General features: G+C 65.5%; 25 protein-coding genes. 12 read left to right on the top strand and 13 right to left on the bottom strand.

What is annotated here, in order from left to right:
• Positions 1 to 37: 37 nt before the first annotated feature.
• Positions 38 to 883 (bottom strand): bestrophin-like domain, encoded by an 846-nt coding sequence (locus U0025_RS03265; RefSeq protein ID WP_004211227.1) that lies wholly within the window; start codon positions 881 to 883, stop codon positions 38 to 40.
• Positions 884 to 1,255: 372 nt separating this feature from the next.
• Between U0025_RS03265 and U0025_RS03260 the strand changes: the two genes are divergently transcribed.
• Together U0025_RS03260 and U0025_RS03255 are read left to right on the top strand one after the other, a co-directional pair.
• A complete protein-coding gene (locus U0025_RS03260; protein WP_004211225.1) occupies positions 1,256 to 1,588 on the top strand; it encodes a hypothetical protein in 333 nt (110 codons plus the stop codon).
• On the top strand, positions 1,545 to 2,102 hold the full coding sequence (locus U0025_RS03255) for a BamA/TamA family outer membrane protein (RefSeq protein ID WP_004211223.1): 558 nt from the start codon (positions 1,545 to 1,547) through the stop codon (positions 2,100 to 2,102). The genes U0025_RS03260 and U0025_RS03255 overlap by 44 nt, the downstream gene beginning before the upstream one ends.
• Positions 2,103 to 2,118: 16 nt before the next feature.
• Here U0025_RS03255 and queA read toward each other — a convergent pair whose 3' ends face one another.
• The 5 genes from queA to U0025_RS03230 all read right to left on the bottom strand — a co-directional run bounded on the left by queA (position 2,119) and on the right by U0025_RS03230 (position 5,754).
• A complete protein-coding gene (gene queA / locus U0025_RS03250; RefSeq protein ID WP_004211220.1) occupies positions 2,119 to 3,147 on the bottom strand; it encodes a tRNA preQ1(34) S-adenosylmethionine ribosyltransferase-isomerase QueA in 1,029 nt (342 codons plus the stop codon).
• Positions 3,148 to 3,172: 25 nt separating this feature from the next.
• Positions 3,173 to 3,946, bottom strand: a complete 774-nt coding sequence (locus U0025_RS03245) for a peptidylprolyl isomerase (protein ID WP_004211219.1) — start codon at positions 3,944 to 3,946, stop codon at positions 3,173 to 3,175.
• A 120-nt stretch (positions 3,947 to 4,066) separates the two neighbouring features.
• A complete protein-coding gene (gene coaD, locus U0025_RS03240) occupies positions 4,067 to 4,579 on the bottom strand; it encodes a pantetheine-phosphate adenylyltransferase (RefSeq protein WP_004211217.1) in 513 nt (170 codons plus the stop codon).
• A 3-nt stretch (positions 4,580 to 4,582) separates the two neighbouring features.
• Entirely contained in the window at positions 4,583 to 5,488 is a 906-nt protein-coding gene (locus U0025_RS03235; RefSeq protein ID WP_004211215.1) for a polyprenyl synthetase family protein, read from the bottom strand.
• 8 nt (positions 5,489 to 5,496) lie between these two features.
• Complete coding sequence (locus U0025_RS03230) at positions 5,497 to 5,754, bottom strand: exodeoxyribonuclease VII small subunit (protein ID WP_004211214.1); 258 nt, start codon at positions 5,752 to 5,754, stop codon at positions 5,497 to 5,499.
• Between the two features lie 190 nt (positions 5,755 to 5,944).
• Here U0025_RS03230 and U0025_RS03225 point away from each other — a divergent pair, with 190 nt between their 5' ends.
• From U0025_RS03225 to U0025_RS03205, 5 genes are all read left to right on the top strand, one after another.
• Positions 5,945 to 6,328 (top strand): hypothetical protein, encoded by a 384-nt coding sequence (locus tag U0025_RS03225; protein WP_004211213.1) that lies wholly within the window; start codon positions 5,945 to 5,947, stop codon positions 6,326 to 6,328.
• Between the two features lie 178 nt (positions 6,329 to 6,506).
• Positions 6,507 to 6,842: a glycine zipper 2TM domain-containing protein gene (locus tag U0025_RS03220; RefSeq protein WP_004211212.1), complete on the top strand. Its 336-nt coding sequence runs from the start codon at positions 6,507 to 6,509 to the stop codon at positions 6,840 to 6,842.
• Positions 6,843 to 6,921: 79 nt separating this feature from the next.
• Complete coding sequence (purL, locus tag U0025_RS03215) at positions 6,922 to 9,099, top strand: phosphoribosylformylglycinamidine synthase subunit PurL (RefSeq protein WP_004211211.1); 2,178 nt, start codon at positions 6,922 to 6,924, stop codon at positions 9,097 to 9,099.
• Between the two features lie 90 nt (positions 9,100 to 9,189).
• The gene (locus U0025_RS03210) at positions 9,190 to 9,663 is read left to right on the top strand and encodes a hypothetical protein (RefSeq protein WP_004211210.1); all 474 of its coding nucleotides are present in this window, start codon (positions 9,190 to 9,192) and stop codon (positions 9,661 to 9,663) included.
• 112 nt (positions 9,664 to 9,775) lie between these two features.
• Positions 9,776 to 11,446, top strand: a complete 1,671-nt coding sequence (locus U0025_RS03205; protein WP_004211209.1) for a glycoside hydrolase family 43 protein — start codon at positions 9,776 to 9,778, stop codon at positions 11,444 to 11,446.
• On the opposite strand, the gene U0025_RS03200 is transcribed toward U0025_RS03205, so the two are convergent.
• Positions 11,404 to 12,177 (bottom strand): methyltransferase domain-containing protein, encoded by a 774-nt coding sequence (locus U0025_RS03200; RefSeq protein ID WP_004211208.1) that lies wholly within the window; start codon positions 12,175 to 12,177, stop codon positions 11,404 to 11,406. The genes U0025_RS03205 and U0025_RS03200 overlap by 43 nt on opposite strands.
• Positions 12,178 to 12,396: 219 nt before the next feature.
• On the opposite strand from U0025_RS03200, the gene U0025_RS03195 reads away from it, so the two are divergent.
• The 3 genes from U0025_RS03195 (at position 12,397) to bfr (ending at position 14,506) form a co-directional block, all read left to right on the top strand.
• Entirely contained in the window at positions 12,397 to 13,641 is a 1,245-nt protein-coding gene (locus tag U0025_RS03195) for a DUF418 domain-containing protein (RefSeq protein WP_004211207.1), read from the top strand.
• 54 nt (positions 13,642 to 13,695) lie between these two features.
• Positions 13,696 to 13,866: a (2Fe-2S)-binding protein gene (locus tag U0025_RS03190; protein ID WP_004211205.1), complete on the top strand. Its 171-nt coding sequence runs from the start codon at positions 13,696 to 13,698 to the stop codon at positions 13,864 to 13,866.
• A gap of 160 nt (positions 13,867 to 14,026) precedes the next feature.
• On the top strand, positions 14,027 to 14,506 hold the full coding sequence (gene bfr, locus U0025_RS03185; protein WP_004211204.1) for a bacterioferritin: 480 nt from the start codon (positions 14,027 to 14,029) through the stop codon (positions 14,504 to 14,506).
• A gap of 128 nt (positions 14,507 to 14,634) precedes the next feature.
• On the opposite strand, the gene U0025_RS03180 is transcribed toward bfr, so the two are convergent.
• Positions 14,635 to 15,042, bottom strand: coding sequence for a (deoxy)nucleoside triphosphate pyrophosphohydrolase (locus U0025_RS03180; protein ID WP_004211203.1), 408 nt, complete (start codon positions 15,040 to 15,042; stop codon positions 14,635 to 14,637).
• A gap of 80 nt (positions 15,043 to 15,122) precedes the next feature.
• Between U0025_RS03180 and U0025_RS03175 the strand changes: the two genes are divergently transcribed.
• Entirely contained in the window at positions 15,123 to 15,308 is a 186-nt protein-coding gene (locus U0025_RS03175; RefSeq protein WP_004211202.1) for a Flp family type IVb pilin, read from the top strand.
• Positions 15,309 to 15,441: 133 nt separating this feature from the next.
• The gene (locus tag U0025_RS03170) at positions 15,442 to 15,603 is read left to right on the top strand and encodes a Flp family type IVb pilin (protein WP_004211201.1); all 162 of its coding nucleotides are present in this window, start codon (positions 15,442 to 15,444) and stop codon (positions 15,601 to 15,603) included.
• A 76-nt stretch (positions 15,604 to 15,679) separates the two neighbouring features.
• On the opposite strand, the gene U0025_RS03165 is transcribed toward U0025_RS03170, so the two are convergent.
• The 5 genes from U0025_RS03165 to U0025_RS03145 form a co-directional block, all read right to left on the bottom strand.
• Positions 15,680 to 17,158 (bottom strand): M48 family metalloprotease, encoded by a 1,479-nt coding sequence (locus U0025_RS03165; protein ID WP_004211199.1) that lies wholly within the window; start codon positions 17,156 to 17,158, stop codon positions 15,680 to 15,682.
• Between the two features lie 81 nt (positions 17,159 to 17,239).
• Positions 17,240 to 18,184 carry an acetyl-CoA carboxylase carboxyltransferase subunit alpha gene (locus tag U0025_RS03160; RefSeq protein ID WP_004211198.1) on the bottom strand — a complete coding sequence of 315 codons (945 nt, stop codon included), beginning with the start codon at positions 18,182 to 18,184 and terminating at the stop codon, positions 17,240 to 17,242.
• 11 nt (positions 18,185 to 18,195) lie between these two features.
• Positions 18,196 to 19,125 carry a tyrosine recombinase gene (locus U0025_RS03155; protein WP_004211196.1) on the bottom strand — a complete coding sequence of 310 codons (930 nt, stop codon included), beginning with the start codon at positions 19,123 to 19,125 and terminating at the stop codon, positions 18,196 to 18,198.
• A 14-nt stretch (positions 19,126 to 19,139) separates the two neighbouring features.
• The gene (locus tag U0025_RS03150) at positions 19,140 to 20,969 is read right to left on the bottom strand and encodes a hypothetical protein (RefSeq protein ID WP_004211194.1); all 1,830 of its coding nucleotides are present in this window, start codon (positions 20,967 to 20,969) and stop codon (positions 19,140 to 19,142) included.
• A gap of 5 nt (positions 20,970 to 20,974) precedes the next feature.
• Complete coding sequence (locus U0025_RS03145; RefSeq protein WP_004211192.1) at positions 20,975 to 21,160, bottom strand: hypothetical protein; 186 nt, start codon at positions 21,158 to 21,160, stop codon at positions 20,975 to 20,977.
• Positions 21,161 to 21,242: the final 82 nt, after the last annotated feature.

The raw sequence follows: 21,242 nt of genomic DNA, 5'->3' as shown, positions 1-21,242 counted from the left end.
GCCGGAATGCGCCGGATGGCGCATTCTCAAACAGACTCTAAGGCGCTGGCTCCACGACCGGCTTGCGCCAGATGTCGAAGGTGCCGGGCGGCTGCTGCTTCAGCGTCTCGCGCAGTTCGATCATCGGCCCCTGGCTTTCGACGATATTGCCGCCCGCCGGCCGGTCGATGTCGATGATCAGCATGTAGGACATGGTGAAGAGCAGGAATAATATGCCCGCCAGCATCCGCCCCTGTGTTTCCGACCGGGCATAGCCCAGCATCCCCGCAGTCACCGCGATATAGACCCATAGCGCCAGGAACACCTCGCCCGGCACCCGGACCTTGCGCGCCGCCTTGCGCGCGCTGTCCATGTCGATCACTTCGTTGACGGTCGAATGGAGCGAGGAGGCCAGCGCGGAATTGCCGATCGCATCGGTCGCCGCCAGCGTGCCGGCCCATAGCTCGACCAGCAGCCGATCGCTGGCGACGATCAAGGGCGCCATCTTGTCGGGGCTGGCCGTGCCCAGTTCGACGCGATTATTGGTATAGTTGACCAATATCTGCGACATCCGCGTGCGATGCGGTTCGGGCAGGCCCTGAACGCGCAGATAGCTGGTGCCGATGGCATTGGCTTCCTGCAGCACCAGCGCCCGGCGCGTTTCGAACCGGCCAACCGCCAGTGCGAAGGTGAAGCCCAGCAGCAGCGCAACCAGGCCGATCACGGCGGAGACGATATAGCCTTCCGCCCCATTTTCTTCGGTCGCGCCCTTGTGCGTCAACAGCCGCCGCACCCGCTGCCGCAGGACATAGCCGGCCGTCGCCGTCAGCGTCATGGTCGCCAGCATCAGAAACCCGACCAGCAGGATGGGCAGCTTGTCCAGAAATTCCGCCAGATTGGCCATATGACCCCCTCAGTCTATCGGGGGCAGCATGTGCCGTTTCCGGGGCCGGGAACCATCGGGCGAAACACCGGCATGGCTCAGGGATTATCCCTAGTGGTGACCGGTCGACGCCGGGTTTCCATGACGATAGTCAGGCGAGAGCGCAAAGCGATCGACATGTGGGGGCATTGCCATTTCAGTCGCTTGCGCATGCCCTGCCCTGCATCCGTCCGCTCGCATTCCCCCGACCGTCACGGCGCAATTCGACGGCTTTAACATGAAGCCGCGCAGGATCGCCGGCCATGCTTCAGTGTTTGTCCCGATGGTTCCTCTGCCGGAGATGAGGGATGGATAGAGCATGGCCATCCGCCCGCCTCTCCCACAGGCCCCAGCATGATCCGGCGCTATCGCCTCGGATGCGTGGCGCTTACGTCCGTCCCCTGCCTGTCAGCGGGCATGGCAATGGCCCAGAGCGAGACCGATGCGAACAGCCTGTCACGCGCCCTGCCCGCTGAAGGCACCACGGCGCCCTCCACCACCCGCAAGCCCCAGATCCTCTTCGCGCCCGTGCCGCTGTCCAATCCGGCAACCGGCACCGGCCTCGCCGCAGGTGCCATCGCCTTCTACAATCCCAATGCCGCGCCCCAGCAGTGGATCAGTGCCGGCGCCGCCGCCCGACGCCATGAACAGCAATCTGTCCGCGATCGGCCCGAGCTTTGCCTATGATACGCGCGACAGCGCTACCCAACCGCATCGCGGCGTAATGTTGAGCGCCAATTGGCTGTTCGGCCTGCGCGCTCTGGGCGACAGCTATAGCCATGACAAGTTGCAGATGGCCGCCAACAGCTATCTGCCGATCGGCGCCGGCACGGTGATCGCACTGCGGGGCGCGCTATGTGCCGCCGGGGGCAACGCCCCTTATTATGATCTGTGCCTGTTCGGCGCGAACAACGATCTGCGCGGCTATGTCACCGGTCGCTATCGCGATAAGGCCAGTTGGGCGACGCAGGCCGAATGGCGCCAGCATGTCAGCGGCCGTTGGGGCGCGACCGCCTTTGTCGGGCTGGGCGGCATCGCGCCATCGGCCGGCACGATCATCGACAAGGGCAAGCTGCTGCCGGCCGGCGGCATAGGCCTGCGCTATCGTCCTTTCCGCAGCAATGACGTGCAGTTGCGCGTCGATCTTGCGGCAGGAAAAGACGATCATGCCGTCTATGTCGGGATTGCGGAGGCCTTCTAGCCGCCAGGTTCAGCCGTCACGGCAGCAGCAGCGAGGAATCCCCATAGCTGTAGAAGCGATAGCCGGTGGCGATCGCATGGGCGTAGACCTGCTGCATCCGATCGCGGCCCATCAAGGCACTTACCAGCATGAACAGGGTCGATTTGGGCAGGTGGAAATTGGTCATCAGCCCGTCGATCGCGCGGAAACGGTAGCCGGGCGTGATGAAGATGCGGGTTTCGTCGGCGAAGGGGCGGATCACGCCATCCTCACCGGTCGCGCTTTCGAGCAGGCGCAGCGAGGTGGTGCCGACCGCGATGATCCGGCCGCCGGCCGCGCGCGCGGCATTCAGGCGATCGGCCGTATCCTGATCGATCCGCCCCCATTCGGCATGCATGCGATGGTCGTCGGTATCGTCCGCCTTGACCGGCAGGAAGGTGCCCGCGCCGACATGCAGGGTCAGCGTTTCGGTCAGCACGCCAGCCTGCGCCAGTGCGGCAGTGAGGTCGGGCGTGAAGTGCAGCGCGGCGGTGGGGGCGGCGACCGCGCCATCCTCGCGCGCGAACATGGTCTGGTAATCGCTGCGGTCACGCTCGTCAGTGGCGCGCTTGCTGGCGATATAGGGCGGCAGCGGCATGCGCCCGGCCCGTTCCAGCAGGATCTCGACCGGTTCCTCGCCCTCGAAATCGAGGGTGACGCCGCCATCCTCGTCGCGCGGGCCAGCGATCGCGGTGACGCCGGCGCCGAAATCGATCCGGTCGCCATCCCGCACCCGCTTGGCATTGCGCAGGAAGGCCTGCCACTGGCGCAGGCCGAGCCGCTTGTGCAGGGTCGCGCCGATCCGTGCCTCGCCCCGCATCCCTTCCAACTGGGCGGGAATGACGCGGGTGTCGTTGAAGACCAGCACATCGCCCGCGCGCAGCAGCGATGGCAGGTCGCGCACGATGCGATCCTCCATCGCGCCGTCGCCGGGCACGAGCAGAAGGCGCGCCGAATCGCGCGGGCTGGCCGGACGGAGGGCGATATTCTCCGCCGGCAGATCGAAATCGAACAGGTCTACACGCATGACGATGGCCCTTCCGGGCGCAAACTCACTTCTTCTTGGGGGCCGGCTTCTTGGCCGGGGCAGCCGGCTTCTTCGACGGCAGGGCCGCAGGTTCGGGCGCCGGCGGCGGGGGCGGCGGTGCCAGCACCGGCGGCTTGCCGTCGCTCTCGATCGAGGCCTGCAGGATCACGGTCGGGTCGGCCGGCGGCTCGCCCTCATGGATCGCGTCGACATATTGCATGCCTTCGATCACGCGGCCGAAAACGGTATATTTCTTGTCGAGCTGCATGCGCGGCAGCAGCACGATGAAGAACTGGCTGTTGGCGCTGTCCTCGCTCTGGGCGCGGGCCATCGACAGGGTGCCGCGCAGATGCGGCATCGGGTTGAACTCGGCCTTGAGGTCGGGCAGCGTCGAACCGCCGGTGCCGTCCCCCTTGGGATCGCCGCCCTGGGCCATGAAACCAGGGATGACGCGGTGGAACTTCAGGCCATTGTAGAAGCCCTGGCGAGTCAGTTCCTTGATCCGCTCGACATGATTGGGGGCGATGTCCGGGCGCAGCTGAATGCGCACGCGTCCGCCGCTCGACAGGTCAAGATCCCATATATTCTGCGGGTCGGCCGGAATGGTCGCCGGCGGCAGCTGCGGCGTCAGCTGTGCGCCCAGCGACTTGGCATTCTGCTCCGCCTTCGCAGCGGTCTCCGCCTTCTTCATTTCCTCGGCACCGCCGCCGCCACCGCCGCCACCCTGGGCGAAGGCCACGCTGGACGCGGTGAGGGCGAAACCGATCGCCACGGTCTTGAGCGCGGAAGTGAAACGCATGCGAATAAGCTTTCCTTAGATCTTGCCCGGGAAGGTCAAGCCGTCCTGATAGCGCCCTGATCGGGATTGGCAACTGAACGCGGGCTGAAACGAGACGGCAACAATGAAGGCAACCCGTTCCTAGCCCTGCCCTTTAAGGCCGAGTGCGGCAACCCGCGCCTCCACCTCCTCGCGCACGGCGGGGCTGACGAACTTGTGGATCGGCCCGCCATAGAGGGCGATTTCCTTGACCAGACGCGACGCGATCGGCTGCAATGAGACGTCAGCCATCAGAAAGACGGTTTCGACCCGGCTGTTGATCTGCTGGTTCATGCCCGCCATCTGATATTCATATTCGAAGTCGGCGACGGCGCGCAGGCCCCGGATGATGACGCTGGCCCCCTGCGATTCGGCAAAGTCCATCAACAGCGAGTTGAAGCCGGTGACGACGATTTCGGTGTCGATGTCCGCGCATTCGCGGCGAACCATGTCCAGCCGTTCCTCGTCGGCAAACATCGGCGACTTGCTGATGTTGGTGGTGACGCCGATCACCAGCTTGTCGACCAGCTTCGCGCCGCGGCGGATGATGTCCATATGGCCAAGGGTGATGGGATCGAAGGTGCCGGGATAGACACCGATACGCGACTTGCTCATGATCTAGCGGTCCCTCTCCACAATATAGTCGGCAATGGCGCGCAGCAAATCCGCCTCCGCGCCATGGCCGTGCAGGTGCGCCTTGGCCTGTTCAACGAGCAGGCGCCCCTGTTCCCGCGCCCGGTCTACCCCCAGGAGCGAGACGAAGGTTTCCTTACCGGCGGCGGCATCCTTGCCCAGCGCCTTGCCGGCGAGGGCCGCGTCGCCCTCCACATCGAGCAGGTCGTCGGCAATCTGGAAGGCGAGGCCGATGTCGCGGGCATAGCCATGCAGGCCGGTGCGCGCCTCGACCGGGATGCGCGCCATGATGGCGGCGGCATCGACGCAGAAGCCGATCAGCGCGCCGGTCTTGAGATTTTGCAGCCGGGTGACGGTGGCGAGATCGAAGCGGGTCTTTTCCGCCTCTAGGTCCATCATCTGCCCGCCCGCCATGCCGGCCGGGCCGCTGGCGACGGCCAGCGCCTTCACGAGGTCGATGCGGACGAAGGCATCGGGATGGGTCTGTTCGTCGGCGAGGATTTCGAAGGCGAGATCATGGAGGCAATCGCCGGCCAGGATCGCGGTCGCTTCGTCGAAGGCCTTGTGGACGGTCGGCTTGCCGCGCCGCATATCGTCATCGTCCATCGCCGGCAGATCGTCATGCACCAGCGAATAGACATGGATGCATTCGATCGCGAGGCCGACGCGCAGCGCGGATTCGCGGGAAATGTTGAACAGGTCGCAGGTCGCCTGCACCAGCAGCGGCCGCAGCCGCTTGCCACCCCCGATCGCGGCATGGCGCATCGCTTCATAGAGGCGATGGCGTGGATCGTCCGGGATCGCCAGCAGCGCGTCGAACGCCCGGTCGATATCGGCCGCGACCGTTGCCGCACGGGCGGCGACCAGCGCTCCTGCCGCGCTCCGTTCCATGCAGTGGGTCAATCCGCGCCGAACGGCTGGGCGCCGGTGATGGCGCCGCCGGCATCGACGGTCAGCTTGCTGATGCGCGCCTCGGCCGCCTGCAGCCGCTCGGTGCAGCGCTTGCGCAGTTCTTCGCCCTGGGCATAAAGCGAGATCGACTCATCGAGCGGAACATCGCCGCTTTCCAGCCGGCGGACGATCGATTCGAGTGCGCGCAGCGCATCCTCGAACGACAATTGGGACAGATCCTTTTGCGGGGTATTTTCCTCAGCCATGCGCCTGCATTGACCGCCCCTGTCCACGGGGTCAAGCGCGGATGACATGGCAGCAGACCCAAGGCCGCTCAATAGTGGGTCAATCCCGCCGCTGTCACGCAAACGTCATGACGTCGCTGCACAGGCGTGGCGGAATTCGGGCAGTTTTGCGTTGACGCACAATGTTGCAAGCGCACATAAAAGGATCGCTATGAAATATTATCTCCCCCTCATCGCCGTTGCCGGCCTGACCATGCTGTCGGCCTGCAACAAGAGTGACGAACCCGAAGTCGTCGGCGGCCCCGCCGATCCGATGGCTGCCCAGCTTGCCAACGCCGCGCCGGTCGAGCTGCCGCCGTCGGTCAAGGCCAACAAGCAGTTCCGCTGCAAGGACAACAGCCTGTTCTTCGTCGACTATATGAGCGACGACAAGAGCGCGATCCTGCGCACCGAAAAGAATGGCGCCCCCACCATGCTGAAGGCTGCCGAAGCCGGCCAGCCCTTCACCGCCGAAGGTGGTTATGAGGTCAAGGGTTCGGGCAACGACGTGACGATCACCGTCCCCGGCAAGTCGGCGCAGGCCTGCCACGTCTGATCGCAGCATTGCCTGAGTCTTTTTTCTGACAGGGGCCGGTTCTTCCCTAGGAACCGGCCCTTTTTTCATGCCCGACGCCTTTCCTGAACGGCAGATAACGTGCCGGTTCAGGATGTTGCCAGCCAGCCGGTGGCAGAACAGCCTCGTACCAGAGATAAACAGGTCGAGGAGATGACCCATGAACTTCAAGAAGAGCCTGATCGCCATGGCCCTGGCGACCGCAACCGTCGCCACCGCCGTTCCGGCGACCTCCTTCGCCCGCGGCCACGACCGTGGCTGGCACCGTGGCGACCGCCATTATGACCATGGTCGCTATTCCGACCGTCGCGGCTATCGCGGTGATTATCGCTGCCGCAAGTCGGGCGGCACCACCGGCCTGCTGCTGGGCGGCGTTGCCGGTGCCCTGCTGGGTCGCGCGGTCGACACCCGCGGCGATCGCACCACCGGCACCGTTGTCGGCGCCGGCGCCGGCGCCCTGGCCGGCCGCGCGATCGACCGCAACAGCAGCTGCTAAGCGACTTAAGGGCGGCGGCCATGACTTGGCCGCCGCCTCCCCATTGTGAATCCCGCGCCACGCGTCTAAAGGCGCGCTCATGTCCAGCAGCGCCCCCCAGATCACCCCGCAGATCGTTGCCGAGCACGGTCTGTCCCCCGAAGAATATGATCGCGTCCTGAAGGCGATCGGCCGCGAGCCGAACCTGACGGAACTCGGGATCTTTTCGGTCATGTGGTCCGAGCACTGCTCCTACAAATCCTCCAAGATCCACCTGATAAAGCTGCCCACCAAGGGCCCGCAGGTGATCTGTGGCCCCGGCGAAAACGCCGGCGTGGTCGACATTGGCGATGGCCAGGCCGCCATCTTCAAGATGGAGAGCCACAACCACCCCAGCTACATCGAACCCTATCAGGGCGCCGCGACCGGCGTCGGCGGCATCCTGCGCGACGTGTTCACCATGGGCGCCCGCCCGGTGGCCAACATGAACGCGCTCCGCTTCGGCCGTCCCGACCACCCCAAGATGAAGCATCTCATCAGCGGCGTGGTCCATGGCATTGGCGGCTATGGCAATTGCGTCGGCGTGCCGACCGTCGGCGGTGAAGTGAATTTCCACCCCGCCTATGACGGCAATATCCTGGTCAATGCGATGACCGTCGGCATCGCCGACACCGACAAGATCTTCTATTCGGCCGCCAGCGGCGTCGGCAACCCGATCGTCTATGTCGGGTCCAAGACCGGCCGCGACGGCATCCATGGCGCGACCATGGCGTCGGCCGATTTCGGCGAGGACAGCGAAGAGAAGCGCCCCACCGTCCAGGTCGGCGATCCCTTCACCGAAAAGCTGCTGATCGAGGCATGCCTGGAACTGATGGCGTCGGACGCGATCGTCGCCATTCAGGACATGGGTGCCGCCGGCCTCACGTCCTCCAGCGTCGAAATGGCGTCGAAGGGCGGCGTCGGCCTGCACCTCAAGATGGATGACGTGCCGCAGCGCGAAACCGGCATGACCACCTATGAGATGATGCTGTCGGAAAGCCAGGAGCGCATGCTCATGGTGCTCAAGCCCGGCCGCGAAGCCTTTGCCGAGGCGATCTTCAAGAAGTGGGAACTCGACTTCGCCGTCATCGGCCATGTCACCGACACCGGCCGCATGGTGCTGGAGCATAAGGGCGAGATCGTCTGCGATATTCCGCTCGCGCCGCTGGCCGACGATGCGCCGCTCTATGACCGTCCCTCCATGCCGAAGGACGAGTATAAGATCTGGTCGAAGGTCGAGCCGCTGGGCGATATCGCCGAGAGCGCCGACATCGGCGCTGACCTCGTCACGCTGATGGGCAGCCCCGACATCGCCAGCCGTCGCTGGATCTGGGAGCAGTACGATCACATGGTCGGCGCCGACACGGTGCAGCGCCCAGGCGGCGACGCCGCGGTGGTCCGCGTCCATGGCAGCAGCAAGGGCATTGCCATCAGCACCGACTGCACCCCGCGCTATTGCTATGCCGATCCCTATGAAGGCGGCAAGCAGGCGATCGCGGAATGCTATCGCAACCTGAGCGCGGTCGGATCGACCCCGCTGGCGGTCACCAACTGCCTCAACTTCGCCAATCCGCAGCGCCCCGAAATCATGGCGCAGCTGACCGGCTGCCTGGAGGGCATGGGCGACGCCTGCCGCGCGTTCGACTTCCCGATCGTGTCGGGCAATGTCAGCCTCTACAATGAATCCAAGGCGACCGGCGGTGGCTCGGCGATCCTGCCGACCCCGGCGATCGGCGGCATCGGCCTGCTGGCCGACATCGACAAGATGGCGACCGTGGCGTTCAAGAATGAAGGCGACGCGATCTGGCTGGTCGGTGGCGAAGGCACGCATCTGGGCCAGTCGATCTGGCTGCGCGAGATTGCCGGCCGCGAAGCGGGTGATGCGCCCAAGGTCGACCTGGCGGTCGAGCGCGCCAATGGCGACGCCGTCCGCGCGCTGGTGGTGGCGGGCACGGTCAATGCCGTGCATGACATATCGGACGGCGGCCTGATCGTCACGATCGCGGAAATGGCGCTGGCCGGCAAGATCGGCGCGACGCTGGACGTGGCGCTGACCACCGCTTCGGCGTTCGGCGAAGACCAGAGCCGCTATGTCGTCACGGCCCCAGCCGGCGTCGAGATTGCCGGCGCGGTCAAGATCGGCACCGTTGGCGGCGACAGCGTGGCGGGCGTGTCGATCGACGCGCTGCGCACCGCGCATGAGGGCTTCTTCCCCGCACTGATGGACAGCGAACTCTAAATCTTTCCGTCCCGCCGGGTGCAGCGCATCCGGCGGGACAAGTTCATCGCAATCTGTCATGATCCACCCCGAGAAAATGGGGAGCGCACCATGCGCGAGAGGATCATCCGGGCAACCTTGGTTGCCGGCACACTCGACATATTTTCCGCCTTCGTCTTTGCCGGCATGGCAGGCACGGCGCCGCATGCGGTGCTGCAATTTGTCGCGAGCGGCCCGCTGGGCGATCGCGCGCGGGGCGATCCCGCCTGGCTATGGACGATTGCCGGCCTGGCCGTCCATTTCGCGATCATGGCCTGCATGGCGGGCGCCTATATGCTGATCGCGCAGCGGCGCCCTGCCCTGCGCCGCCATCCGGTCGTCGCCGGCCTGCTCTATGGCCTGCTGCTCTGGGCGATCATGTACTGGATCGTGCGGCCGTGGCGCTGGCCCGCCATGTGGCTGCCCGCCGCCTATGCCGCGCTGCCGATCGGGCGGATCGCCTGGAACATCGGCAACCAGCTCTTCTCCCACTGCATCTTGGTCGGCCTGCCGATCGCCCTCATCGCGGCCGGGCGCCGACGATAGATAGTGACAGCGAAGTTGACATATCCGGCCCCGTTTGCGTCCACCGGCCCGGATTTTTGATAGCGCTATCACGAACTCCCTCCTATGCTCGGAAAAAATGGGAGGAGAGGATATGCGCAAGACCCGTCGTGCCGCCTTGCTGTTGCTGGCCGCCATTGCCGGCCCGGCCCTGGCAGGCCCCGCCCGTTTCAGCGATTTCCGCTATGACGGCCGCGCCCAGGAAAAGGTGACGCCCGGCCCGGAACAATATCGAAACCCGATCCTGTCGGGCTATTATCCCGATCCATCGATCACGCGGGTCGGCGAGGCCTATTATCTCGTCAACTCCTCCTTCGCCCATTATCCGGGGCTGCCGGTTTTCCGGTCGAGCGACATGGTCCATTGGCGCCAGATCGGCAATGCGATCGACCGGCCCGACCAGTTTGATTTCAGCGGCCTGCGCAGTTCGCGCGGCATGTTCGCGCCCGACATCTCCTTCCATGACGGGCTTTTCTACCTGGTCGGCACCTGCGTCGATTGCGGCGGCAATTTCGTGATGACCGCAAAGGACGCGGCCGGGCCATGGTCCAAGCCCCACTGGCTGCCGTTCGAGGGGATCGACCCGTCGATCTACTGGGAAGGCGAGCGCGCCTTCATCGTCAATAATCGCGCGCCGGCCGAGCCGCCCCGCTATGAGGGGCATCGGGCGATCTGGGTGCAGGAATTTGACTGGCGCACGCTCACAATGACCGGCGCGTCCACGCAGATCGTCAATGGCGGCGTCGACATCCGCCAGAAGCCGTCCTGGATCGAGGGCCCGCATCTGCTGAAGCGCGAGGGATATTATTATCTGATCGCGGCCGAGGGCGGCACCGGCGACCAGCATAGCGAAGTGGTGTTCCGCGCCCGCAACCTGCGTGGCCTCTTCAGCCCCTATGCCGGCAATCCGATCCTGAGCCAGCGCAGCCTGGACCCGGCCCGCCCCCATCCGGTGACATCGGCCGGCCATGCCAAGCTGGTGCAGACGCAGGCGGGCGACTGGTGGGCGACCTTCCTCGCCACCCGTCCCTATGGCCCCGATCTATACAATATCGGGCGCGAAACCTTCCTGCTGCCGGTCGCATGGCGCGATGGCTGGCCGCATATATTGGAGGCCGGCAAGGCCATTCCCTATGTGGCGAAGCGCCCGCCCCTGCCCGTGCGCGATGCCGATGCACCGCCGACCAGCGGCGATTTTGCCTATCGCGATGGGTTCGACGGACCGCGGCTCGACATGGGCTGGATCGGCCTGCGGACGCCCAAGGCACCGCTTTACCGACTGGAGGCGGGCGCGCTGGTGCTGGACGGCACGACGGCGCTGGGTGACCTCAGCGGCGCCCCGGCCTTTGTCGGGCGGCGCCAACAGCAGCATGTCGCGACCATCAGCACCGACCTGACCTATGGGCCGGAGACGGAGGGGGATCGTGCGGGGCTGGCGGCGGTGCAGTCCGACCGATCCTTCCTGTTCTTCGGCGTGACGCGGAAGGACGGGAAACCGCAGCTCGCCCTGATGGTGCGCGAGGACAGCGATCATGACAGGCTGGTCGCGGCCGCGCCGGTCGATCCGGCCAAGCCCGTCCGCCTGACCATCGCCCTTAATGGCGGCACGGCGCGCTTCGCCTATGGCGTCGATGGGCGAGAGACAGTGCTGGCGCGTGATGTCGATATCCGCTTCCTCAGCACCCATGAGGCTGGCGGCTTCGTCGGCACGGTGGTCGGCCCCTATGCCTGGGCCGCGCGCGTTACCCGGCCGATCAGCAACTGATAGACGTCGCGGCCGCCCGCCTCGTCATAGGCGGTCATGACCCGGCGCAGCGCAGCGGGGGAGAGCGGCCGGCGCCCTTCGTCCGGCACCACCGCGCCGATCCCCTTGAGATGGCCGATCAGCGCACGGGCGTCCTGCCCGTCCAGCAGGACGGTCTCGTCAAAGGCGAAGGCGTCGCCATAGGCCGCCAACATGGCGCGCAGCGCGTCGAGCGAGGGATAGGCGGGGACGCCGGGCGTCAGATCGCAGGTCGCATGGGCAGCGCGCCACTGGGCGAAACTGCCCTGCCCCATGGTCGAGAAGATGAGGCTGCCACCGGGGCGGAGCAGCGCCACTAGCCGCGCGATCGCGGCGGGCAGGTCATCAAACCATTGGAAGGCCAGGCTGGAGAGGATGAGGTCGAACCATTCGCCCTCGAACGAGGGTGCCTCCCCATCCATCGCGAGGAAGGTGCCGGCGACCAGCCCGGCCGATGCCGCGCGGTCCAGCATCTTTGGCGAGATGTCCGTGGCGACCAGTTCCGCACCGGGCCAGCGGGTCTGGATGTCGCGCGTGAGCAGGCCGGTGCCGCAGCCGATTTCCAGGATGCGCGCGACGCCGTCCGGGCTTTGCCGCTGGGCGATGTCGGCGACCAGGGCGGCCGCCGTCCGCTGCGGCCCGGCATGGTCGTCATACCGGTCGGCCGCCGCGCCGAAGGAGTCGCTTATCCGTTGCTTGCGGCCATCATTCATGGGTAGTGGTCCGATTCTGACATTTGGCTGCGCTGCCCACTAGATTGTGACCAAATGTCAGAATCTATTGGACCACTAGAAATTTCGATTCTGGTGGATTTTTCGATTTTGACATTTGCATCCCGCCGACAAGCCAAGGGCGCGCAAATGTCAAAATCAATCCACCAGCCGCATGGCAGAGCCATGGCCGCTTGGCCAGCATCTTCAAGGATTGCCCACATGACCGCCGCATCGCCCCGTATCCCCGCCATGGACGTGCTGCGCGGCTGCGCGGTGATGGGCATATTGTGGATGAACATCACCGCCTTCGCCCTGCCGCAGAACGCCTATTTCAATCCGGTCGCGGCCGGGCTGATGTCGGCCGGCGACATCGCCTTCTGGGCGAGCAGCCTGATCCTGGTCGACGGCAAGATGCGCGGGCTGTTCTCGCTGCTGTTCGGCGCCTCGATGCTGCTGCTGATCGACCGGGAAGAAATGGCCGGGCGGGATGGCACGCGGACGCAACTGGTGCGCGGCGGCTGGCTGCTGGCAATCGGCCTGCTGCATCACATATTGCTGTGGTGGGGCGACATATTAGTGACCTATGCGGTGGTCGGCACCATCGCCCTGCTCTTTGCCCAGAAGGAGCCGCTGGCGCTGGTCAAATGGGCGTTTCTCGCCTTCCTGATCCACTTCCTGATCTGCGGCGCCTTCATCGCCAGCCTCTATGGCTGGGCTCATGCCGCCGCCGCACCCGGTGCCGCCGCCGCGACGCGCGAGGGACTGGACAGCTTCCTCGCTGGCCTGTCCGACCCCAGCAGCCCGATCATCCAGCAGGATATTGCCATCTATACCGGCAGCTTCGGCGGGATCGTGCGCCACCATCTGACCGGCTTTGTCGGCGACTGGCTGTGGACCTTCCTCTTCACCGGGCTCGACACGCTGGGCTTCATGCTGCTGGGCATGGCGATGCTGAAAGGCGGCTTCCTGATCGGCCGCTGGCCCGCCGAGCAATATAGGCAGACCGCGCGCCACTGCTTCCTGATCGGGCTGGTGCCGATGATCGGCCTGACCATCTGGGTGATCGCGAGCGGTTTTGCGCCGCTGACCGCCTTTTCGACCGCTCTGCTATGGTCCTTCCCCTTCCGCATCCCGCTGGCGGTCGGCTGGGCAGCGCTGATCCTGTGGCTGCTGGCGCGGCATCGCGATCATTGGCTGGTCGGCCGGATCGCCGCGACCGGGCGCATGGCGCTCAGCAATTATCTGGGCACCAGCCTCATCATGACGGCGATCTTCTATGGCTGGGGGCTGGGGCTGTTCGGACAGGTTCGCCCAGCGGCCTTTCCGCTCCTCCTTATCGCCGCCTGGGCGGTGATGCTGCTGTGGTCCAAGCCCTGGCTCGACCGATTCGCGATGGGGCCGGCCGAATGGGTGTGGCGCAGCCTGCAACAGGGGAAACTGCAAAAGATTCGCAGGAGCGCATGATCTTCTATTGCGATCCATTAGCATCTGGCCTATTTCACGGGTCAGGAGAATCCAATGGTCGTCTGTGTTTGCAATGCCATTCGCGAAAAGGATCTGCGGGAAGCGGCGCGCGATGGTGCCGATACCCCCTGTAGCGCCTATGCCCGTTTCGGCCGCCGCCCCAAGTGCGGCCAATGTGTCGGCTATGCCCGCACGATCATCGCGGCGGAGCGCGCGACGGCCTGAATAGATTGCGAAGCAGGCGCAGTAAAAGGCCCCTGACAATCGCGAACATCACGCAATAGCCGCCTGAAAAATGGCGGTTTTCTGCGCCTTTCCGGCTTAACAACCGGATGCGAAACCTTTATATGTCCGGCATTCCCAATAACAGCCGGAGCATAGCGCCATGAAGGGCGACCAGAAGGTTATCGATTATCTGAACGAGGTCCTCAAGAACGAGCTGACCGCGATCAACCAATATTTCCTCCACTATCGCATCCTCAATCACTGGGGCATCGAGAAGCTCGCCAAATTCGAATATGAGGAATCGATCGACGAGATGAAGCACGCCGACAAGGTGGCGGAGCGCATCCTGTTCCTCGACGGCCTGCCCAATTTCCAGCTGCTCGGCCGCCTGAAGATCGGCGAAACCGTCGAGGAAATCCTCAAGGCGGACCTGGAGCTGGAATATGAGGCGCTGCCGGTGCTGCGCGACGCCATCGCCTATTGCGAGTCGATCAAGGACTTCGTCAGCCGCGACCTGTTCCAGTATATCCTCGAAAGCGAAGAAGAGCATGTCGACACGCTGGAAACCCAGTTCGAGATGATCGAGCGCATGGGCATCCAGAATTATGTCCAGCTGCAGAGCAAGGCCAAGGAAGACTGAGACTGACGCGCGGGGCCGGCTGTCCGGCGGTTGGCCCCGTTTACAGGCTGCGGGGGAAGGCGCGCATCGCCCTTCCCCTGCCCTTTATGGCCTAACCTTGCGCCATCGGTGCAGAGCCGGATTTCCCGTCAGATCAGCGCGTCGAGAATGCCGATCAGCGGCAGGTCGGCTGGTGGCATGTCGAGCGCATACATTTGCGCGGGCCGCACCCATTGCAGCGCGGTGGCATGGCGCGCTTCGGGCATCCCTTCCCATTTGCGGCAGACGTAAAGCAGCAGCAGCAGATGCTTGTTCTCCAGCGGAGCGCTGGCGAAGGTTGCGGGCGCCAGGCAGCTTTCATGGGTGCGGATACCCAGCTCCTCCTCCAGTTCGCGCACAAGCGCTGCTTCGGGCGTTTCGCCCGACTCAACCTTGCCACCGGGAAACTCCCACAGGTCCGCCATCGGCTTTCCAGGCGGCCGTTGCTGCACCAAGACGCGCCCATCGGCATCGATCAGGGCGACGGCGACGACCAGAAACGGGGTAAAACTCTGCATAACGCTCCCTTGCAAGGGCTTTGTTAACCGTGGCTGCTTTACACACTGATTGTGGAGTGTCTGTAGCCAAGCGGGGTCATATGCGCGCGATCATCGAATTCGTCACGAAATCCGCGCTTTCGCGATGTGAGCGGGGGGCAACCGCGGTCGAATATGGCCTGATCATCGCGATGGTCGTGCTGGCCATGATCGCGGCGCTGAACAACGTCGCGACACGTACGACCGGCATGTGGAACAATGTCGCCGGCGAAGTGACCAAATATTAACCACGAAATTCTGACACCCCCGGCTTCGCATTAAACTTTTCTCAACCGAGCCAAACTAGACAGGTCTTCGCTGACCTAATTCATAGCGGGGCGGCCGGGTAGTTTAACGTAACGTTTGTCAAGGAGACATCACATGCAGTTCATTCGCAAGATGCTGAAGAACGAAAAGGGCGCGACCGCCATCGAATACGGCCTGATCGCCGCTCTGATCGCCGTGGCCGCCATCGGCGCCATGACCAGCCTGGGCTCGAAGCTGGGCAGCACCTTCAACAACGTTTCGGGCAACCTGAAGTAAGCTCGAAACCGATGTTAGAAAAGGGCGGCGGAAGCAATTCCGCCGCCCTTTTTCTTTGCCTGGAGTCTGCCGAATCTTACCAGGTGACGATCTTCACCCGATCGCCCGGCTTCAGCACGGAGCGTTCGTTGAGGGCGTTCAGCACCAGGAAGCGCTCCAGCGGATAATCGCTATAGGCCATGCGGCGGCCAAGCGACTGGACGGTGTCGCCCGCCTTGACGGTGACCAGATTGACCCGGCGCGGCTTGATCGCCGCCGCATCCTGCGCCGACAGGCGCTGGACCGAACGGACCATCGAGTCGAACGGGCCAATGCCCTTGCCCACCGGGGTCAGCAGCAAGAAATGATAGGCCTTTCCGCCGCCGAAATCATAAGCGAAGACCGTGGCGTCGATCTGCCCCGACTTGGTGTTGGCGCGCACCGTGCGCCAGGCGGCCGGCAGGCCGTTGATCGTCGTGCGCTGCACCTCACCCGCGGGCGGGGCGCCGGCATTGCCCGCGACTCGCTTGAGCACCGAATCGATATAGGTCGACAAATTGCCATTATAGGCCATGCCGCCGAACTGCGCCTGACCGCCCGAACCGGTGATGCTGACCGCGTCCGCGCCATTTTCCATGCCGAAGCCCGAGGGCGCGGTGAAGGACAGGCGCAGGTCCGGGTGACGGAAGCGGCTGCCATCGATCACGCCCTGCTTGGGATCGTCGCCATAGAGGACGCCATTGAGCGCCGTCAGAAAGGCATCGCGGTTGCGCAACGTGCTGGTCGCGCCGGTGCGTGACGCCATCTGCGCCGCCCGATCGACGCGCTCACCCGGATCAGGGTGGGTGCTGGCCCATTCGGGCATGGAGCGTGCGTCGCCCGATACCCGCTGGTCCAGGCTGGTCTGCGCCGCCAGCGAGGCAAGCATGTCCGACAGCGCACGGGGATCATAGCCGGCCGAGGCGAGGTAGCGGATGCCCAGATCGTCCGCCTCATATTCCTGGCTGCGCGAGAATTTGAGGGTCAGAAGCTGGCTGCCGGTGCCAATCCCCTGCTGCAGCACGCCGCCCAGGGCCGAATCGCCCAGCAAGGCGCCGGTCAGCACCTGCAGCAGCGCGCCGCCGATCGCGTTGCGCTGCGCCGCCTGCTGGCGCCGCTGGCCATGCTGGGCGGCGACATGGCCGACTTCATGACCCAGCACGCCGGCCAGCTGCGCCTCGTCGTTCATCAGCGCCATCAACTGGCGCGTGACATAGACATAGCCGCCGGGGATGGCGAAGGCGTTGTTGACCGGGGAGTTGAGCAGGGTGACGGTGAAATCGCCCTGCGCATTGGAGAGGCCCGACTGGACCGCGATACGGCGTCCGACCGACTCCACATAGCGCGCCTGCGGCCCCACATAGGCGCCGCCAAATTCCTTGAGCAGTTCGGGATGCTGCTTGGCACCCGATGCCTTGTCCTGCGCGCTGATCGAGGAAACGGTGCGAATCGCCCGCTGCTGCCCCAGCACCGCCGGCGCCACGCCCGCGACGATCAGGCCGACGCCAAGGCCGGCCGACAACCATGTCCGATTCATTCCATTCCCATCCTTGACACCCTGCCCCCTGTTACCGTGCCGTAACGAGCGAGGACAGGATGCTGTTCCGGGAAATTGACGTCAGATACCGATGGCCAGGAACTTGTCGGCGCGATCGGTGCGCAGCGCCTGCGGTTCGAGGCCGGACAGCGCGTCCAGTTCCTCGCCGATGGCTGCGCCCAGGTTGGCGATCGCCTGCACCGGCTCGCGATGGGCGCCGCCCACTGGCTCTACGACGATACGGTCGATCACGCCCAGGCCCTTCAAATGCTGCGCCGTGACCTGCATCGCGGTCGCCGCGTCGCTGGCCTTGTCGGCGGTGCGCCACAGGATCGAGGCGCAGCCTTCGGGCGAGATCACCGAATAGACGGCATGTTCGAACATCAGCACGCGATTGGCCGCAGCCAGCGCCACTGCGCCGCCCGAGCCGCCCTCACCCACCACGGCCGCGACCATGGGGACGCCGAGCGCCAGACAGGCTTCGGTCGAACGGGCAATGGCTTCGGCCTGGCCGCGTTCTTCGGCCTGGACGCCAGGGAAGGCACCCGAGGTATCGACCAGCGTGACGACCGGCAAGCCGAAGCGATCAGCCAGTTCCATCAGGCGGATCGCCTTGCGATAGCCTTCGGGCTTGGCCATGCCGAAATTGTGGCGGACGCGGCTGGCAGTGTCGTCGCCCTTTTCATGGCCGATGACCATGACCTTGCGCTCGCCCAACGTCGCGAAGCCGCCGATGATCGCCTGATCGTCGGCAAAGGCGCGGTCGCCGGCCAGCGGCATGAAATTGTCGAACATGCCCGCGACATAATCCTTGAAGTGCGGGCGTTCGGGGTGGCGGGCCACCTGCGTCTTCTGCCAGGGCGTCAGCTTGGCATAGATGTCCGACAGCATCTTGTCGGCACGCTGTTCCAGCGTGTTGATCTCGCCACTGATGTCGATGTCGCCGACGGAGGCCGTCTGGCGCAGTTCGATGATGCGGGCTTCCAGCTCTGCGACCGGCTTTTCAAATTCGAGAAAGCTTACCATGGCGGATGGCGTTAAGGCGCGGACGCGTCGCCGTCAACGCGGGGATGCGCGATCCTGGCTTGCATGCCGGCCAGCGGGTGCCGACTGTTGACCAGTTCGACCAGCCGGCGGCTGTCGACATGGGTGTAGATTTGCGTCGTGCCGATATCGGCATGGCCCAGCATCGATTGCAGCGCGCGCAGGTCCGCCCCGCCCTCCAGCAAATGGGTGGCAAAGGCATGGCGCAGCACATGGGGGCTGACCCGTTCGGGTGCGATGCCGGCCGCCGCGGCCAGTTGCTTCACCAGCTGATAGAGGCGGATGCGGCTGACATGGCTCTTGCCTGAGGGGAAAAGCCAGGGGCTGTCGGCCGGGACATGGGCGAGCCAGGTGGCGACGGCAGCACGGGCGCGGTCGGAGATCGGCACCAGCCGTTCGCGCGCGCCCTTGCCCTTGATGATGAGGAAGGGGCGATCAACCGCCAGTGCCTTGCGCGGCAGCGAAACCAGTTCGGTTGCGCGCAGACCCGAGCCATAGAGAAGTTCGATCAGCGCCGAGAGCCGCAGGTCGAGCGGCGCGGGATGCGCCGTCTCCACCCGCTGCGCGATCAGGGCAAAAAGCGAATCGACCTCCTGCGACGACAATATCTTGGGCAGCGGCCGGCGTGTGACCGGCCGGGGCAATGCCGCGCCGGGATTGTCGGCGCGCAGCCCCTCTTCCTCCAGAAAAGCGTAGAAGGCGCGCAGCGCGGACGCCTTTCGCGCCACGGTGGAGGCGGCGAGCGGCGCCCATTCGCCAGCAAGCCGGCCGAGCGCATCCTGGCTGGCGGCGGCAAGCCCGCCGACAATCTCGCCCGCGCCCTGAAGGTCCGTGCGATAGGCAAGCAGCGTGTTGCGCGACGCCCCCCGTTCCGCCGCCATCATTTCGAGGAAGCGGTCGATCAGGACGGCATCATCATCCATCGCCCCGGACCGGGTCAGGACAGGCGGGTCAGGGCCTCGGCCGCGATCATCCGCGCCTCCGGGTCCAGCCCGACGCGATGCAGCGCCGCCACCACATGATAGAGATGGCCGGGCGGCAGGCGATGCCAGTCGCGACCCTGCATGCCGACGGCAGCGAGCAGCGCCACGGTCGCCTTCTCGCCCCGCTGCGACGCGGCGTCGATCGCGCGCGCCCAGCGGCTGTTGGCGGCCAGGGTGAAGCCATTATCCTGCGCCAGCACGGCCGCATCATTGGCCGACAGGCGCGACAGGCCCGCCAGTGCGGCGATCAGCATCCGTCCCTTCTCAGGGCCGGCTTCACCGACATAGCTGGAGATGCGGCTGCTGCCGCTGTCGACGACTGTGCTGGGGGCACCGACCGCGAGCAAGGCCCAGAAATCCTGCGCGCCATCGCCATCGATCTGGCCGATCGCCTGTGCCCAGCGGGCCGCATTGCGATCATAGCCGGCTGTCAGCATCGCCGCGACCAGATTGGCGGCATCGCGCGCATCGGCCTGCGACACGGGCAGTGCGGCGGCGGCGCGGGCCGTGGCGATCAGGCCGACATAATCGGGCGCGCCATTGTCCCGCCACAGCGTCTGCATCGCCTGGATGCGGGCATCCGCAGTCGGGCCGGAATAGGCATTGCGCAGCGCATCGACGCGATCGGCCAGATCGGACGCGAGATCGCCTTCGCTGCCCAGCTCGGCATAGAAATTGACCAGCGCCTCGCTGGAGAAGACGCCCAGTCGCGCCGCGACTTCGCTGCCCGGCAAGCGACGCACGGCGGTCAGGGCCGGCGCGCGGGCTTCCCAAGCACGGACGTGCGGGCCGACGCTACCGAACATGTCGTCGGGGATCGGCACGTTGAGCGCCGTCGCCAGGCCATAGCGCCAGGCGGTGAGGCCATCGACGCCGTCCCATTCGATCTTGACCGAACGACGCGCATTGAAGCCCGCGCCGACCATCTTTTCGGCCAAGCGATAATCGATGCCGCGCACCACACCCTTGCGCTGGGCCTGATTGAGTGCAGCGCTGGCCGAACCCTGATCGCCCGACAGCGCCGGGCAGATCGCCCGCGTCATGTCCCAGCCCGGCTCCTTGCTGGTGCGCAGCGCGCCCGCCGACAGCGGGCACAGGCCCGCAGGATCGGCGGTCGCCAGATAGGTCTGCATCGCGATCGCGTAGAGACGCGGCGTATATTTGTCGGGGTCGACGCTCTGCACCAGCAGCCGGGCGCTATCCGCCTCGCCCATGCGCAGCAGCAGCCAAGCGCGCTCGGCCGCCCAGTTAGCGCCATTGATGCCGCGCGGCGTGTTTGTGGCGCTCAGCAGCGCGCGCCGCAGCAGGATGGAGGCCCAGCGCGACAGGATCGGCGCATGGGTCTGCTTCATCAGCGTGGCGAGATAGGGGCCATATTCCGCGCCGAAGGCGTCCGGTTCCATGCCGCGCGTGGCCGGCGTCAGCGGGCCGATGCGGTCGAGCGAGCGGCGGGCGCTCTGCGGCAGGTCATATTTGGCCTTTTCAGCGGCCAGTTCGTCCGCGCTCATCGCCTCGGCGGCATTGTCCACCGCATTGGCGACCGACAGGTCGAGCGGCTGGACGATTTCGCCCGACGGCGACGGCGTGACCGGCACGGTCGGGACGACCGGTGCGGGCGATGCCGGACGGGCCGGCTGCGCGGGCGTGGGGGTCGGCGCCGGGGCCGGATCACCAAAACCGGGCGGCAACAGCGATTCGGGCGCCTGCTGCGCGACGACCGGCAGCGCCAGGGCGAGCGCAAAGCTGCCCAGCGCCCATTTCGCATTCCCCCGCAGGCGGCTCATGCGGCTTACTGACCCAGTTTCTCGGCCGGGATGACCTTCTCGACGGGCTGTTGCGGCTGCTCGCCACCGCGCGACCAGAGCACGCCGATCAGCAGGACAAGAACCAACACCGCCGCGATCGGAAGGATCGGCAGACGGGTGCGACGGCGCGAACCGCCTTCGAAACTGCTCAGGGAACGATTATTCTTCATGGTCTCTTCTGCGGCTGGCCCGGCGATGTTTGCCGGACGACAGGGGAAAGTTGCGTTTGCCTCAGCGACGGCTGGCTGTATA

Origin of the sequence: Sphingobium yanoikuyae (genome assembly GCF_034424525.1) — a bacterium.
GTDB lineage: Bacteria > Pseudomonadota > Alphaproteobacteria > Sphingomonadales > Sphingomonadaceae > Sphingobium > Sphingobium yanoikuyae.
The sequence above is the reverse complement of the archived record's forward strand: the minus strand, read 5'-3'. Positions and strand labels throughout refer to the sequence as shown.